Below are 15,887 nucleotides of genomic sequence, written 5' to 3'. Positions count from 1 at the left end.
CCACTCCCTGTATTCAGCTGGTACTGAGGAGAAAGGCTAGCGGTCCGAGCGTCACGAAGACGCCTACGACGACGGCGATCACCGTGCTGAAGATGTCGTCGGTGCGGCGCAGGATGCGAACCAGCGCCACCAGGCCGAGGATCACCACCATCGCCAGGGCCAGCGCCACCCACGGCAGCGTTTCCCACATCGTCTCGAAACCCTTGAACAGCAACATGCCGGCGATCGCCGCGCCTGCGCTCTGCGCGCCGAGGATCATCCACTGGCGGCGGTTGTCGTTGTCGCCACCTCCGCGCGCCATGCTCGAAACCCGGGCGGCGCGGCTCGCCAGCGACCCGCCAGCACGATTGCCCGACATCCGGCTCGCGGCCCGCGACTCGGCGCGGCTCGCGGCCCGCGACTCGGCGCGGCCCGCGGTCTTCGACTTGACGCGGTCTGCCACCTTCGACGCCCGGCCCGCCACCTTCGCCGCGGCCGCTTTGGTCGCGGCGCGCCTGCTTGCCCTGGTCGGCTTCGGTTCGTAGTCGTCGTCGTCGTAATCGTCGTCATCGTCGAAAGCCGCGTCGTCGTCGTAATCGGATTCGGCGTAGTCGGCGTCGGAGTAGTCGTTGTCGACGTAGTCGCGGTCGACGTAATCGGACTCGGCGTAGTCGTCGGTGTCCTCGTCATCGGTCTGGTCCGCGCCGAGGCGATAGGCAACCTCGGTGTGCGCGTCGGCGCCGGGGCCACGATCGGCACGCTGCCGCAGCAGATCACCGGCCACCGACTGCCCGGACACCAGCGGCTGCTCCTGGCTGACCGGCGACCACGCGGCCGTCGGGAACCCACCGCTCTCCGGTGCGGGCGCCGTCTTGTCCGGACGATGCCTGCGCGCCGACCACGACGGCAGCCCACCGGACTTCGGCTCCCCCCGCCTGCGGTCCAGCGACGGGCGCTGATCCGCGCCGCGTGCCGGTGGGGCGTCGACGCCCGGCGCGAGGTTGTAGGCCTGCGTGGCGTCGGCATTCGCCGGATATCCGTTGAAACCCGGCGTCGACTCGGGCAGCCCCTGACGACCCGACCCGTTGAAACCTCTCGCGGGCTCGGCGCCCTGGCGCCCGTTGGTGCCCGGCGCGGGCCTGCCGTCGAACGACTCGCCCGGCCGGCCGTTGAAACCCGGCGCGGGTCGGCTGTCGAAGGCGCCCCGGCGCTCGTCGAGGCCCGATCCGGTGCGGCTGTCGAAACCGCCGAAATCGGGGAGATCGTCCAGGCCGCGAGACTGCCCCGGACGACCCATGAATGCCTGCGGCGCGTCGATACCCGCCTCGTACAGCGGCGCGTCGAACGACGGACGCGGCGCCGGGCTCGGCTCCAAGGCGTCTTCCGCGGCTTCGGCGGCCCGCCTGCGCGCCGCCCGTCCACCGGTGACCGGCGGCGGCTTCGGCGGCTCGGGAAGCGGGGCGATGTCGGGCTCTTCGGGCCGATGTCGCCTGCCCCCGACCGCGGGCAGCGCACCGGAGCCGAACATCTCGGCGATACCGGGATCGACCGGCTGTGCGGGACCGCCTGGCACGCCGAGCCGACCCGGACCGCGTCCCGCACGCGAGCCTGCATCGCGGGCCTCGGCCCGGAACGGCCCGAACGGATCCGAGGCCGGTCGCTGCTCGGCGAGACCGAGTGGATCGGGCGCGGAGTACCCCGCGTCGGGGTCGAATCGAGTGATCGGGCCCGACATCGGCGAGAACGCCGGTTCGGCCGGACCGGGCGGCGGGTAGGGCGCGGGCTGGTAACTCGCGGGCGGTTCGTCACTGGGCGCGGGCTCGGGCGCGTAGGCCGGCGCGGGTACATAGGCGGGCGGCGGTTCCGGCGCTGGTGGCGCGGGCGCGGCATGCGAGTTCGGTTTCACCGCCGCGTTCTCACCGGTCAGATCGTTGACCGAGAGCCCGCGCCCACTGCGCCGCCGCCGTCCACCGCCACCGGAGGCGGCAGGCGCGGCCCCTTGGGCAGCATTGCGAGCCAGCAGCTCGGCCACCGATAGCTGCTTGGAATCCTCGCCACTCATACTGCGTCCCTCCGGCACGCTCTACTGCCCCGCGAACTGACGCGAGCCACCGCCTCCGGGTGCTGAAAGCTCATGCCGTCTCCACTTCCGCGACCGGGGTCACCGGCGGCACACCCATGGGTTCACCGCCATTCGGTTCGGAGTCCAGTTTGCGCAAGATGAGGCCTTCGCGCAGCGCCCATGGGCAGATTTCGATGCTGTCGAGCGATAACGCCCGCATACTCGCCTCCGCGACCAATGCTCCGGCCACCAATTGCTGGGACCGGTCCGAACTCACGCCTTCCAGTTCCGCGCGGTCCGACGCGGTCATCCGGGAGATGAACGCGATCAGCTGGCGCAGACCGGAGCTGGTGAGTGTACGTCGCACCCGTGGGCCCGCGGCCGAGGGTGCCGCCCCGGTCAGCCGGGCCAGCGAACGGAATGTCTTCGAGGTACCGACAGCCAGGTCGGGTTTACCGGACTCGATGAGGGTCTTGGACGGGACGACCAGCTCGGCGTCGAGCCAGTCGCGCAGGACCGCGATCTTGCGCTTGCCCGGCGGATCGTCGCGCAGCCACTCCCTGGTGAGCCTGCCGGCACCGAGTTGCAGCGACAGCGCCACATCGGGTTCCTCGTCGCCGCCGTTGGACAGCTCCAGCGAGCCGCCGCCGATGTCGAGATTGATGATCCGCCCCGCGCTCCAGCCGAACCAGCGGCGCACCGCGAGGAACGTCAGGCGGGCCTCGTCCTCGCCGGTGAGCACCTGCAGATCGACCCCGGTCATGGACCGGACGCGAGCGAGCACTTCCTCGGAATTGGTCGCCTCACGCAGGGCCGAGGTCGCGAACGGCATCAGCTCGACGCACCGGGAATTGCGTGCCAGATCGGCGAATTCGAGGATGGTCGCGACCAGTCGCGCCTCGCCCTCCTCGGTGATCCGGCCCATCGAATCCATGCTCTCCGACAGGCGCAACGCCGACTTCGACGAGCTCATCGGCATCGGGTGGCCACCACGATGGGCGTCCACCACGAGCAGGTGGACGGTATTGCTTCCGACATCGAGAACACCAAGCCGCACACGAATACGGTACTTGGTGATCCGGTACAACAGGCCAGGCGACTGAACTGTTAGCGTCAGCAGTTGTGACCGAAGGCGCAGCTGGCACCGCGGAGACCGGGCTCCGACCTGGGCGAAAGATCGATCCGGCCCCGGAGGTCGAGCTCGATTTTCCACGGGAGTGGATCGAGTTCACCGACCCAGCAAACGACGAGCACCAGATCGTCGCCGATCTGACGTGGCTGCTGTCGCGCTGGACGTGTGTGTTCGGCACGCCCGCCTGCCAGGGCATCATCGCCGAACGCCCCGACGACGGCTGCTGCTCGCACGGCGCGTTCCTCGCCGACAAGGACGATCGCAAGCGCCTTTCCGGTGCTGTGAAGATGCTCACAGCCGACGACTGGCAGCACATGGGCGAGGCAACCGAGCACGGCAAGGTCGTCAAGAAGGGTTATCTCGAACTCGACGAACTCGAGGACGAACCGGCCCTGCGCACCCGCCGCTTCGACGGTGCCTGCATCTTCCTCAACCGCCCCGGTTTCGCGGCGGGCCCCGGTTGCGCGCTGCACATCATGGCGGTGCGCAAGGGCATCGAACCCCTCGAAGTGAAGCCGGACGTGTGCTGGCAGCTGCCGATCCGGCGAACCCAGGATTGGGTGGAACGCCCCGACGGCGTGCAGATCCTGCGCACCGTGATCACCGAATACGACCGGCGCGGCTGGGGCCCCGGCGGCCTGGATCTGGATTGGTACTGCACCGGCTCCCCCGACGCCCACGTGGGCGCCAAGCCGGTCTGGCAGTCCTACGGCCCGGAACTGCGTGAGCTGCTCGGTGCGCCCGCCTACGAGGAGCTCTCCCGGCACTGCCGCCGACGCGAGGGTCTCGGCCTGGTCGCGGTGCATCCGGCGACGGTCGAAGCCGAGCGGATGAACCCCGAATCTCACAGATCGAATCACACGCGGTGAAAGCCTCGTAACCATTCGGTTCACCTGTAGGTCGTGCATCCGTCACCGAACTCGGGTTGGATAGCTGTTCATGTCCAAGAAAGCGATCTACGCAGCCACCCTCGCGATCGGCGCGACCCTCTCCATGACCGGCCTGGCCAATGCCGAACCGAACGGCGATCCGGCCGCGTACGCGGACTTCACGGCCGACTTCGTGAACTACAACGACCCGGCTGCGATCGACGCCGCCAAGAACGGCAAATACATCATCATCAGCACGATGGGCACCTCCTCCCCGATCGGCTGCCGCGGCAACGGCACCGACGTGCCGATCTACGACTGCAAGCAGTTCGACGGCGTGGAAGTGGTCTCCCTGAAGAAGATCGAAACCCCCCTCGGCACCGCATGGAGCGTAATTTAAGCGCTGAACCCAACTGTCCGTGCAAGAAGAAAGGTCCCGTCGGAATCCGACGGGACCTTTCGTTGAGCCTGATCTGCCGAGGACATGAGTAACTCGCCGGGAACGGGCTGACGCGCCGACCATCGTGGCGCCGGGCGAACGGCCGCGTCTCCCCGCGCCTGAATCTGGCCAAGAGTCGCGGGGAGGCGGTCAGTCAGGCTTCGAGCTTGTAGCCGAGGCCTCGTACGGTCACCAGGTGTTCCGGCTTGGCGGGGTCGGCTTCGATCTTCGAGCGCAGTCGTTTGACGTGCACGTCGAGGGTTTTGGTGTCGCCCACGTAGTCGGCGCCCCAGACCCGGTCGATCAGCTGTCCGCGGGTGAGCACGCGGCCGGAGTTGCGCAGCAGGTACTCGAGCAGGTCGAACTCCTTGAGCGGGAGGGTGACCTGCCCACCGTTGACGTGCACGGTGTGGCGATCCACATCCATCCGCACCGGCCCGGCCTCGAGCACGCCGTTCTCGCTCCCCGAGTCGAGCTCGTCACCGGCGCCGCGGCGCAGCACGGCCCGGATCCGCGCGATCAGCTCGCGGGCCGAGTACGGCTTGGTGACGTAGTCGTCGGCGCCCAGTTCCAGCCCGACGACCTTGTCGATCTCGCTGTCGCGCGCGGTCACCATGATCACCGGCACGCCGCTGCGCGTGCGTAGCTGCTTGCACACGTCGGTGCCGCTCATGCCGGGCAGCATCAGGTCGAGTAGCACGATATCGGCGCCGGAGCGGTCGAATTCGGCCAGCGCGGACGGGCCGTCGCCGGCGACGGTGACGTCGAAGCCTTCCTTGCGAAGCAGGAACGCCAGCGGCTCGGCCAGCGAATCCTCGTCTTCGACGATCAACACACTCGTCATCTGCGTGCCTCCACACCGTTCGTTCGTCCCGCGAGAGTGCGCGGGACGGTGGTTTCTCTCGTGGTGGACTCCGGCGTCTGTTCCGCGTCCTCGTCGCCATCGGTTTCCAGATGGGCGGGGATGCGCAGCGTGAACGTCGAGCCGGTGCCCAGTTTGCTCCACAGGGTGATCTCGCCGTTGTGATTGGCCGCCACGTGTTTCACGATGGCCAAGCCGAGCCCGGTGCCGCCGGTCGATCGGGAGCGGGCCTTGTCGGAGCGGAAGAACCGCTCGAACACCCGTTCCTGGTCTTCCTTGGCGATTCCGATGCCACGATCGGTGACCGCCATCGCGACATGATCGCCGCGCAGCGACCGGCTCACCGACACATGCGAACCCTGTGGTGAATACGCGATCGCATTCTCCACCAGATTCGACAGCGCGGTAACCAGCAACGTTTCGTCGCCGAGCACTTCCAGCCCGCTGGGCCGGTCGGTGCTGACGGTGATGCCAGCGGCCTCGGCGGCGGTGCGCGAGCGGTCGACCGCCTGCTGCACCACCGTGTCGACGTCGACCACGGCCAGATCGGGCAGTTTCTCGGCGCCCTGCAAGCGCGACAGCGCGATCAGCTCGGTCACCATCTTGCCGAGGCGCCGCGATTCGCCGAGCACGCGCGAGCCGAAGTGGCGCACGGCCTCGGGATCGTCGGCCGATTCCAGCATGGCCTCGGCCAGCAGGCTCATCGCGCCGACCGGGGTCTTGAGCTCATGGCTGACGTTGGCGACGAAATCGCGCCGCGTCGCCTCCATGCGGGCCTGCTCGGAATCGTCGTCGGCGAACAGCACGACGAAGCTGGTTTCCTCGCGGGAGAGTTTGCGGGCAACGCCACGCACAGCGATCCGGCCGCGACCGGGTAGCGGGTTCTTGGCGGTGAGGTCGTATTCGGCGGTTTCGCCGGTCGCGAGGACCTTCTCCACGGCCGCCCACGCGCGTTCGTCGAGCAGCCGGTTGCGGACAAGGCCGAGTTCCTCGGCGCGCGGATTCACGAGCACCACATCGCGGTACTCGTCGACCACGGCGATGCCGGACTCGGACGCGAGCACGATCAGGTCGAGCACCTGCGACATGGTCAGCCCGGTGTCTTCCTGGGTACGGGCGGCCTGCCTGGCATTGACGAACGGGATCAGCAGGCCACCGACTGCCAGCCCGACGACAGCCGCGAGGACTGCCAACAGCACTGCCTGCGGAACACTCACAAGATTGATCGTACGAGTGCGGACCGACAGAACGTCGGCGGGTCGACGAAGTTTCGCGCAGGTCACAGGCACTTGGCATGGCGTTCTCTTGCCGTTCACCCGGCGGGCACCTGGACCTTCGCCGGGCGTGTCAGTCCGGCGGTTCGCCGTACATCGCGGTGGTCACCGCGGACCCGTGCCGGTCTACCCAGGCACCGAGCGCATAAATCGGAACGAGCAGATCGCGACCCGCTTCGGTGAGTTCGTATTCGACTCGCGGCGGCGATTCGGCGTACCGGCGCCTGCGTACGAGCGTCATCCGCGCCATCCGCCGCAACGTCTGCGTCAGCATCTTCTGGCTGATCCCACCCGCACCCGCGAGCAGTTCGCTATGCCGTAGCGGACCATCGCGCAGCAGGTACACCAGCACCGGCAGCCACGAATTCGCGAACAGATCCACCGCCATCCGCGCGGGACAGTCGGCCTCGTAGTCACCGTAGGGCGGGAACTGCACCGATTCGGCGGGGGTCATGGGACCAGCGTGCCACCGCCGAAAGGCACCCGCAGGTGCCTTTCGGCCCTTCTAGCGTCGGTGTGGTCGATGCCACCGGGCTCGGCACCTGCCAATCACAGGAGTTCTCATGCGAATCGGAATCATCGGCGCGGGCGCGATGGCGGCCGCGTTGGGCGGCGGCTGGGCCGCGGCGGGTCACGAGGTGCGGATCGGTGCCCGCTCGGCCGCTGCGGCGCAGGCGCTCGCGTCCGAGATCAACGCGGTGCGCGGCCCGGTGACACCGGACGCCCACCGGCCGGGCGACGTGAACGGATCGGCAGCCTCCCCGGTCGAGGTGCACGCCGCGACCATCGCCGTGGCGATCGCCTTCGCCGACGTGGTGCTGTTCGCGGTGCCGGTACTCGCCCTTACCGAACTGCTCAGCGCACACGGCCACGACCTGGCCGGAAAGATCGTCATCGATTGCACGAACGCGTTCCTTCCCGACGAATCGGCACCCGAGGGCGTGACCGCCTTCGTGCTGAGCGAGGAGGCGGTGGCCGAGCGCATCGCCACCACCGCTCCGAAAGCCCACGTGGTCAAGGCCTTCAACCTGCTCGCCGCCGAGGTATGGGCGGGCACCGACCGCGTCTTCGACGGTGCGCGCCTCGCCGTCCCGATCTGTGGTGACGACGCCGCGGCAGTACAGACAGTCGCGAAACTCGCCGAAGATCTTGCCCTGCAACCGTTTCCCGCTGGTGGCCTGCGCCGGGCCAGATATCTGGAGGCGACCTCGGTCTTCATCGTCGGCCTCTGGTTCGGCGGCCTCGATGCCCGCGCGATGCTGCCGCCGCTGTCGGCGGCGTTCGCGGTCGCCGACGCCTGACAACGCCGAATGCCCTGGCGCTACCGATCTTCCGGCAGCGCCGGGACAACGACTACGCCGCGATCCCGAGTCCCAGTGCTACGGCGACCGGTGCCAGGTACAGCGCCGGGAACGCCACCGTCTTGTACGAGCACAGCGGCCCCACACCGTTGGACGGTGTGGGGCCGCGGCGAAGGGAGTTACTTGCCGCCCTGGCTGGCGACAGCGGCGGCACCGGCAGCAGCGGCGGCCGGGTCAAGGTACTCAGCGGCCTTCACCGGGCGCATGTTCTCGTCCAGTTCGTAGACCAGCGGAATGCCGGTGGGGATGTTCAGGCTGGAGATGTCCTCGTCGGAGATCCCGTCGAGGTGCTTGACCAGCGCGCGCAGCGAGTTGCCGTGCGCGGCGACCAGGACGGTCTTGCCGGTGAGCAGTTCTTTGGAGATGGTGTCTTCCCAGTACGGGACCATCCGCTTGACCACATCGAGCAGGCACTCGGTCTCGGGGACCTCGATGCCCGCGTAGCGCGGGTCTTCTTCCTGGCTGTACGGGTTGTCGGGCTGGATCGGCGGCGGCGGGGTGTCGTAGCTGCGACGCCACAGCATGAACTGCTCCTGGCCGTACTGCTCGCGGACCTGCTCCTTGTTCTTGCCCTGCAGATCGCCGTAGTGGCGCTCGTTGAGGCGCCAGTCGCGCACGACCGGGATCCACAGCCGGTCGGCGGTGCCGAGGGCGTTGTCGGCGGTGCTGATCGCGCGGCGCAGCAGCGAGGTGTAGACGACGTCGGGCAGGATGCCTGCCTCTTTGAGCAGCTCTCCGGCCCGTTTACCCTCGGCGATGCCCTTGTCGGTGAGTTGCACGTCCACCCAGCCTGTGAACAGGTTGAGGGCGTTCCATTCGCTCTCGCCGTGGCGCAGTAGCACGAGGGTGTAGGTCATAGGGCCATTCTGGCATTGGGCGCCAGATCAGGCCCACTCCACCTCGTCGAACCCGATGACGATCTCGTACGGCCCGCCTTTGACCAGCGCGTCGACCTGTAATCGCGACGCTACCGAGTCGACTTCGCGCACTACGGCGCACACCCCTTGGAATGGACCCTCCGGAATATGGACGACATCGCCCGGCACGTAGTCGGCAGCCACCTCACCGAGGCTACGCCCGCCCACCGCAACCCTCCCTGAACGCGCCCGAGCGCCTTGAAGTCTCTGCGCCCTGGTTGCGGGCCGTCCCGCTTCTGGACTGACCGGAGGGTGCGACGAAGGAGTGCCCGGAGGGAGGGAAGAAGCGGGACCAGGGGCCCGCAACCCGCGAACCTATACAGCCTCGACCGCGAGCACCCCCGCACCGACCAAGGTGGCACCCTCGCTCAACGTCGACAGTTCCACCGACAGCTCCTCGATGAACTCGAGCCGCGCATGCCTGGCGACGGCGGCACGCAACGGCCCCCACAGCGGCTCCCCCGAATGGGCGAACCCACCGCTGATCACCACCCGGTCCACATCCAGCAACGCCGCAGCCGACGAAATCCCCTGTCCTAGAGCAGTTCCCGCACGAGCCAGCGCGGCGAGCGCGATCCGGTCGCCGTGCTGCGCGGCCTCGGCGAGCTCCACACCGCTGTCCCCCACCCAGCCACGCGCACGCGCCCAACGCACCGACGACATCCCGCTCGCCACCGCCTCCACACACCCGAATCCCCCACAGGGACACGCGGTGTCGTCGCCGGGCACCACAATGTGCCCGATGTGACCAGCATTTCCGGTGCGCCCGACCACAACTCGACCGTCGGCGATGACTCCCCCACCGACCCCCGACGACACCGTCAAGGCCAGCCCGTTGGCCACCCCGCGCAACCCGCCCACCCGATGCTCGGCCAGCACCAGGCACGCGCCGTCGATGGCCAACCGCACCACCGCGTCCGGGAACAGCGCCCGCACGTGTTCGACGATCGCGAACCCGCCGCGCCAGGCCGCCAGGTTCAACGGCCTGATCGCCCCCGCGGGCACATCGACCGGCCCCGCCGACCCGATCCCGACCGCGCTCACCTCGTTGTCACCTGCCACCGCGAACAGCAGCTCTCGGCACGCCGCCCACGGATCGTCCGAGGCAGCGGCCACCCGGCGCACCCCGTGCAGCCGGTAGTGCGGGTCCACCAGTCCCGCAGCGAATTTCGTCGCCCCGATATCGAGCGCAAGCACTGCCATAACCACTCCTACCTACCGTGCCGGGCCGCGTCGCCGCACACCCACCCGCACCTGATGTGAGTCATCACAACATGTGGCGCGCGACACTTTGACTACTGGTCGGTACAAATCACAGGTTTTCGTTAGATACTTCTGCACGGGTCGGGTCGTCTCGTTGGGCAGCACTACTGTTGATGAAGGAAAGCTGTGTCGAAAATCGCTGTACTGGTGTTGAGTCTGCTATCGGTGGGCTTGTTCGCCGCACCCGCGGGCGCGAACCCGCTGTATCCGACGCCTGATCCGGATCCGTTCTTCACCGCACCGGCGGATATCGCCGCGCTGGCACCCGGTGACGTCGTCCGGACCCGCCACATCGACACCTGGATGTACCCGGGCACCGAAGGCCACCAGGTCGCGTTCCGCTCCACCAACTCGGCGGGCAACGCGATCATGGGCGTCACCACGGTGCTCATGCCGATCGGCGTGAAGAATCCGCCGCTGGTGTCCTACCAGGCGCTGATCAACTCCATCGGCACCCGCTGCAACCCGTCGCAGTCGCTGTTCAACGGCGAGCTGCAGGACGCGCCCGGCGCCATGCTGCCGTTGGCGCGCGGCTGGGCGGTCTCGGTGCCCGATTACCTTGGCCCGACGGTGGCCTACGGTGCGGCCAAGCTCAGCGGCATGGTCACCCTCGACAGCGTGCGGGCCGTGCAGAAGGTCGCCGAGCTCGGTGTCGGTTCCTCGCCGGTCGCGATCGCCGGCTACTCCGGCGGTGGCATGGCCACCGCATGGGCAGGCGCGCTGCAGCCCACCTACGCGCCGGAGCTGAAGCTCGCGGCCGTGGTGTCCGGCGGTATCCCCGCCGACCTCGAATTGATGGCCGACGCACTCGGTTTCGCGCCGCACCCCGGCTTCGGCCTCGCCTTCGCCGCCGCGATGGGGATCGAGCGCGAGTACCCCGATCAGGTGCCGGTGTCGGACCAGCTCAACGAAAACGGTCTGTGGTTCCGTGAGTTCACCAAGGACGCCTGCCGTCGCTTCCTGCTGTTCCACGGCGTCACCCGCAACGCCGAGCAGATGGCGGCGTCCAAGGAACTGATGGGCAGCCAGGTCGCCCGCGGCGTCCTGCGCGAGAACAGCCTCGTGCACTTCCAGGGCGCGCCGACCGCGCCCACCTACATCTGGCAGGGCAAGTACGACATCCTCACCCCGTACGCGCCGGTCGCCGAGACCATCGCCCGCTGGTGCGGTCAGGGTGCGCCGGTGCAGCTGAACACGGTCGAGATCTCCGAGCACATGACCGCCGCCGTGGCGGGCTTCCCCGACGCCTGGAACTATGTCGAGGCCCGCTTCCGCAACGAACCGGTCCCCACCAACTGCTGAGCTGAAAAATGATGCCGGGCAGGAACTTTCCTGCCCGGCATCGTTGTTTTCAGACCTTGTCGGCCTCGTCGATGATGTGCTCGAAGGCACGCAGGTTCTTCAGCGACTCACCGCGCGAGACCCGCCACTTCCATTCCTTGCGAATGGATTCGGCGAACCCGAGCTCGAGCAGGATGTTGAAGTCGGTGTCGACCGCTTCGAGGGTCTGGCCGAAGATGCGGTCCAGCTCGTCAGCGGTAACCGACTCGGCGGACATGCGGCCGACCAGGTAGATGTCGCCGACATTGTCGAGGGTGTAGGCCACACCGTAGAGGCGGCGATTGCGGCGCAGCAGGTATTTGTAGACGCCTTCGAAGTTCTCGTCGGGCTTGCGGCACACGAACGATTCGATGCGAACCCCGTGTTTGCCGACGGTCAGCATCACCGAGGTCTTCAGCTTGCGCTCGCCCGGCAGCACGACGATGAACGTGTCGTCACCGTGGCGGGTGTATTCGATCTCGCGATCGCGCAGCGTGTCGTCGATAATCTGTGAAACGGCGCTCACCTGCGCACTCCCGTCCGGCGCCGCAACAGCGCCCGCGATCTGGCCTGCCTGGTCTCGCCCGCGTGCAGGGCGATCGGACCGCGTTCGGTGCGGAATCCGGCCATCGCGGCAGCGTAGCTGTCGAGCAGACCGTCGGCGGTGTGCGCCCAGGAGAACCGGCTCGCGTGCTCGACAGCGGTGGTGCCCATGCGGGTGAGCCGGTCGGGATCGTCGAGCAGGGCGGCCAGTGCGTCGGCCCAGTCGGGTGTGCGATGCCCCGGCACCAGCAGGCCGGATTCGTGGTTACGGACCGCGGTGCCGAGACCGCCGACGTCGGCGGCGAGCACCGGAGTGCCGCTGGCCTGCGCCTCGATGGCGACCAGGCCGAAGGATTCGTTGTAGCTGGGCACGGCCACCACATCGGCCGCGCGATAGACCTGCACGAGCTTGTCGGCGGGCTGCGGCGGCAGGAACGTGACCCGTTCGGCGATGCCGAGGTCGGCGGCCAGTTCGATCAGCGCGTCGGGCCTGGCCAGGCCGGTACCGGACGGTCCGCCCACGATCAGCACGCGCAGTGTGCGGCTCGGATCGCGCGAGAGCAGCTCGGCCGCGGCCCGTACGAGCACGTCGGGGGCCTTGAGCGGCTGGATCCGGCCGATGAACGCGACGATCTGCTCGTCGGCGCGCAGACCGAGTTCGGTGCGCGCGGCGAGCTTGTCGCCGGGTCGGTAGCGGGTCAGGTCGGCGCCGGGCGGCACCACGTCGATGCGGTCGGGCGAGGCGCCGTAGAGGTCGACGAGCTGATGGGCTTCGTCACCGGTGTTGGCGACGAGCCGGTCGGACTCGGCGATCACCTGCTTCTCGCCGATCACCCTGGTCTCGGGTTCGGGAGTATCGCCCTCGGCGAGCGCGGCGTTCTTCACCGCGGCGAGGGTGTGCGCGGTGTGCACCAGCGGCACCCGCCAGCGGTCGCGCGCGAGCCAGCCGACCTGGCCGGAGAGCCAGTAGTGCGAGTGCACGAGGTCGTAGTGGCCGGGTAGGTGCCGCGCTTCCTGACGCAGCACCTCGGCGGTGAACGGACAGAGCTGAGTGGGTAGCTCCTGCTTGTCGAGTCCCTCGAACGGCCCGGCGACCACGTGGCGCACGATCACGCCGGGTCCGGCCTCGGCGACCGGCGGCAGTTCCGACGAGGTCGCGCGGGTGAAGATCTCCACCTCGGTGCCCCGTTTGGCCAGCTCGAGCGCGGTTTGGAGCACGTAGACGTTCATCCCGCCCGCGTCCCCGGTGCCGGGCTGCGCCAGCGGCGAGGTATGCACCGATAACACCGCGATGCGATGGGGCAAAAGATCGGGACGACGCTGGCTCACACCCTCCAGTGTGCACGCCGCGACGCCGCCACCGTTGCCCCTACCGGGTTCGGTGACGGCTGTCACAGCGTAAACGCGTGTGAGTTCACGTACTCGTCACGGCCGAGCCTGCCCGATCCGCCGCTGGAGCGCGAGCGGATTTCGGCCGTCACAGCCGGTGTAGCGCCGCCTCGAACACGGGCCACGATGTGTGCATGTCCTGCTCCCAGTAGCCCCACGAATGGGTGCCGTTGGGGCGCAGATCCACCGTCGCGGGGATGCCGAGCGATTGCAGTCGATCGCGCAGCTGCTGGGTGCACAGATTCGTGACGGCTTCGAGCCCGGCGCCGAACAGCAACTGCATCGGGTCCATCCCGGCGCCGAGGTTGTCGTACGGGCCGGGAATGCCGGTACCGGAGGAGATGTAGACATCGGTGCCGCGCAACGCTTCCGCGTGCAGGTAGGGGTCGTTGGCCGACCACGCGGGATCGGTGGGCGGGCCCCACATATTCGCCGCGTTGCCGAGCCTGCTGCCCACCACGGTCCGCACAATCGCCTGTCCGCGTGGATCACTCGTGCGCACACACCCGCTGTAGGACCCGATCGCCCGGTACAGTCCCGGCTCCGACAGCGCGAGCTGGAACACCGAGGTTCCCGCCATCGACAGGCCCGCAATGGCATTGGCACCGGTGCCGTCGAACTCCTTGTCGATCACGGGCGGTAGCTCTTTGGTGAGGAAGGTGGTCCACCGCTGCTTGCCGAGCACCGGATCATCGATCCGCCAGTCCGCGAAATAGCTTCCGGCCCCGCCGAACGGGATCACCACATTGACCTGTTTGTCCTTGAAGAACTCGACGACATCGGTTCGGTCGAGCCAGTTGCCGTCGCTGCCCCCGCCGACCCCGTTGAGCAGATACAGCGTCGGCGCTGGCTCTTCCGGATCCGCGGCCCGCAACACCCGCACCCGGGTGACGATGTCCATCGCCGGTGAGTACACGCCCAGATCGATGGTGCGATCGGGCTCGACCCGCTGATCCTCGATCCGCGCCGCTCCCGGATCGGCGCCCGCGGGCACCCCGACCACGACACCGGCGAACAAGCCCAACACGGCCACCGCAACCCCTGCGCCCACTGCCCGACCAAACATCATCGAACTCCGTTCTCGACGCCGAATCCTCTTCTCCACATACGATTCAACGACATTCAAGAACGCTACACATGAATTCAGCGAAAGTCTGTGACGATTCCCAGAAGATTTTCCTGAACACTGTACGTTCGATCCGATTGGTTAGCAAGCACAATCACAGACTGATCACGTCAGCGCCGCAGACCAATCACATTACCACCTCTACCTGTGCAAATATCTCGCCGATGTAGCTCACGCACACGCACCACCGGCAGATTTCTTCCGGCACAAAGAGACCGATCGGACCATTTTGGCCCGATCGGTGAATTGCGAAATATGACACAACGAGCCTGCGAACTTATTCGCACAGCAGGAACCGGCGGCGAAGTCAGCACCGAAACCGCACGGCTAGAGCCGCCGGCGCAACCCGCACGTGGGCAGGTTCAGCAGACACGCAAGGCCGCGGCGAACACCGGCCAGGAGATCGTTGCGCCAGCAGCCCCAGGAGTACGTTCCGGCGGGGCGGAGGTCGACCGTGGCGGGGATGGCCAGGTCGTGGCAGCGGGTGGCGAACTCACTCCAGAGCGTCGATAAACGCGCTGACCTCGGCAAGGAAGCGCGGCCGGTCCTCGATGAACAGCCCGTGCTGAGCCCCTTCCCAGAAGGAACCGCGGGCATCAGGGGCATTGTCGAGGATGTACTGACCATTGGCCGCCGGGACCACCGGGTCATCGGTGCCGTGCAGCACGAGAACCGGAACATCGAGGGCACGGAGGGTTTCGGTGTTGTCGATCGTGCGGTAGAACAGCGCCTTGCGCACCGAAGGCGGGGTCGCGAGACTGCCGCCGAACAGCCGCTGCGCATCGACACCCTTGTCCTCGCCCGGCCCGGTATTGGCATTGCCGAACACCGCGAACGCGCGCACCGCCCGCCCGGCGGCCTCGTCGAACACGCCCGGAATCGCCTTCTCCATCGAGGGCCCGGGCGCCGCACCGGGCACATCGCGGCCGATATGCGCGGGCGCACCGCAGTAGACGACACCGGCGACCGCCGAGGTGCCGTAGGTGGCGAGGTAGTCGGTGGCGACGATCCCGCCATAGGACCAGCCGAGCAGCACCGCACCGGCGTCGACACCCTCGGCGCCCAGCACCGCGGCCACATCGCCCGCCCACGCCTTGGGATCGTCATAACCGGCGCCGGGATCGTCGGAGTACCCGTGCCCGCGCAGATCGACCGCGATCACCCGATACCGCTCGGCCAGATCGTCCGCGGCCGCACCCCAGCACCGCAGATTCCCAGCCCACCCGTGCAAGAGCACCAGCGGTCTACCGGTACCGCTCACCCGGTAGACGATCCTGGTTCCATCGGCACTGACAGCATCGCGAATAGCCATACCCGTCAGGTTAATCGGCGCAGTCGCGAAGCGTTCCTC

General features: G+C 67.9%; 15 protein-coding genes and 1 pseudogene. 4 read left to right on the top strand and 12 right to left on the bottom strand.

The window, feature by feature from the left end; translation table 11 throughout:
• Positions 1-13: 13 nt before the first annotated feature.
• Both ACTWPB_RS10295 and ACTWPB_RS10290 read right to left on the bottom strand, forming a co-directional pair.
• Positions 14-223 (bottom strand): annotated as a pseudogene (locus ACTWPB_RS10295) (hypothetical protein); the annotation flags it as partial.
• 1,888 nt (positions 224-2,111) lie between these two features.
• Complete coding sequence (locus ACTWPB_RS10290; RefSeq protein WP_446225444.1) at positions 2,112-3,098, bottom strand: Ppx/GppA phosphatase family protein; 987 nt, start codon at positions 3,096-3,098, stop codon at positions 2,112-2,114.
• Between the two features lie 119 nt (positions 3,099-3,217).
• On the opposite strand from ACTWPB_RS10290, the gene ACTWPB_RS10285 reads away from it, so the two are divergent.
• Positions 3,218-4,042 (top strand): hypothetical protein, encoded by an 825-nt coding sequence (locus tag ACTWPB_RS10285; RefSeq protein WP_446226293.1) that lies wholly within the window; start codon positions 3,218-3,220, stop codon positions 4,040-4,042.
• Positions 4,043-4,112: 70 nt separating this feature from the next.
• Positions 4,113-4,442 (top strand): hypothetical protein, encoded by a 330-nt coding sequence (locus ACTWPB_RS10280; protein WP_446225443.1) that lies wholly within the window; start codon positions 4,113-4,115, stop codon positions 4,440-4,442.
• Between the two features lie 193 nt (positions 4,443-4,635).
• On the opposite strand, the gene ACTWPB_RS10275 is transcribed toward ACTWPB_RS10280, so the two are convergent.
• The 3 genes from ACTWPB_RS10275 to ACTWPB_RS10265 form a co-directional block, all read right to left on the bottom strand.
• Positions 4,636-5,325, bottom strand: coding sequence for a response regulator (locus ACTWPB_RS10275; protein WP_446225442.1), 690 nt, complete (start codon positions 5,323-5,325; stop codon positions 4,636-4,638).
• Positions 5,322-6,560 carry a sensor histidine kinase gene (locus ACTWPB_RS10270; RefSeq protein WP_446225441.1) on the bottom strand — a complete coding sequence of 413 codons (1,239 nt, stop codon included), beginning with the start codon at positions 6,558-6,560 and terminating at the stop codon, positions 5,322-5,324. The genes ACTWPB_RS10275 and ACTWPB_RS10270 overlap by 4 nt, the downstream gene beginning before the upstream one ends.
• 130 nt (positions 6,561-6,690) lie before the next feature.
• Positions 6,691-7,071 carry a winged helix-turn-helix transcriptional regulator gene (locus ACTWPB_RS10265; protein ID WP_446225440.1) on the bottom strand — a complete coding sequence of 127 codons (381 nt, stop codon included), beginning with the start codon at positions 7,069-7,071 and terminating at the stop codon, positions 6,691-6,693.
• Positions 7,072-7,180: 109 nt separating this feature from the next.
• Between ACTWPB_RS10265 and ACTWPB_RS10260 the strand changes: the two genes are divergently transcribed.
• A complete protein-coding gene (locus tag ACTWPB_RS10260; RefSeq protein ID WP_446225439.1) occupies positions 7,181-7,918 on the top strand; it encodes an NADPH-dependent F420 reductase in 738 nt (245 codons plus the stop codon).
• 179 nt (positions 7,919-8,097) lie between these two features.
• On the opposite strand, the gene ACTWPB_RS10255 is transcribed toward ACTWPB_RS10260, so the two are convergent.
• The 3 genes from ACTWPB_RS10255 to ACTWPB_RS10245 all read right to left on the bottom strand — a co-directional run bounded on the left by ACTWPB_RS10255 (position 8,098) and on the right by ACTWPB_RS10245 (position 10,098).
• Positions 8,098-8,835, bottom strand: coding sequence for a phosphoglyceromutase (locus ACTWPB_RS10255; protein WP_446225438.1), 738 nt, complete (start codon positions 8,833-8,835; stop codon positions 8,098-8,100).
• A gap of 27 nt (positions 8,836-8,862) precedes the next feature.
• Entirely contained in the window at positions 8,863-9,063 is a 201-nt protein-coding gene (locus ACTWPB_RS10250; RefSeq protein WP_446225437.1) for a hypothetical protein, read from the bottom strand.
• 147 nt (positions 9,064-9,210) lie between these two features.
• A complete protein-coding gene (locus ACTWPB_RS10245) occupies positions 9,211-10,098 on the bottom strand; it encodes an ROK family protein (protein WP_446225436.1) in 888 nt (295 codons plus the stop codon).
• Positions 10,099-10,284: 186 nt separating this feature from the next.
• On the opposite strand from ACTWPB_RS10245, the gene ACTWPB_RS10240 reads away from it, so the two are divergent.
• The gene (locus tag ACTWPB_RS10240; protein WP_446225435.1) at positions 10,285-11,460 is read left to right on the top strand and encodes a lipase family protein; all 1,176 of its coding nucleotides are present in this window, start codon (positions 10,285-10,287) and stop codon (positions 11,458-11,460) included.
• 49 nt (positions 11,461-11,509) lie between these two features.
• Here ACTWPB_RS10240 and ACTWPB_RS10235 read toward each other — a convergent pair whose 3' ends face one another.
• The 4 genes from ACTWPB_RS10235 to ACTWPB_RS10220 form a co-directional block, all read right to left on the bottom strand.
• Positions 11,510-12,004 carry a YbjN domain-containing protein gene (locus tag ACTWPB_RS10235; protein ID WP_446225434.1) on the bottom strand — a complete coding sequence of 165 codons (495 nt, stop codon included), beginning with the start codon at positions 12,002-12,004 and terminating at the stop codon, positions 11,510-11,512.
• Positions 12,001-13,359 (bottom strand): D-inositol-3-phosphate glycosyltransferase, encoded by a 1,359-nt coding sequence (gene mshA, locus ACTWPB_RS10230; RefSeq protein WP_446226292.1) that lies wholly within the window; start codon positions 13,357-13,359, stop codon positions 12,001-12,003. Before mshA ends, ACTWPB_RS10235 begins: the two co-directional genes overlap by 4 nt.
• Before the next feature lie 139 nt (positions 13,360-13,498).
• Positions 13,499-14,479, bottom strand: a complete 981-nt coding sequence (locus ACTWPB_RS10225) for an alpha/beta hydrolase (RefSeq protein WP_446225433.1) — start codon at positions 14,477-14,479, stop codon at positions 13,499-13,501.
• A gap of 550 nt (positions 14,480-15,029) precedes the next feature.
• Positions 15,030-15,848, bottom strand: a complete 819-nt coding sequence (locus ACTWPB_RS10220; protein ID WP_446225432.1) for an alpha/beta fold hydrolase — start codon at positions 15,846-15,848, stop codon at positions 15,030-15,032.
• Positions 15,849-15,887 lie beyond the last annotated feature (39 nt).

The sequence above is a fragment of the Nocardia sp. IBHARD005 genome, from assembly GCF_052814245.1.
This window is presented reverse-complemented; position numbering and strand designations above follow the sequence as displayed.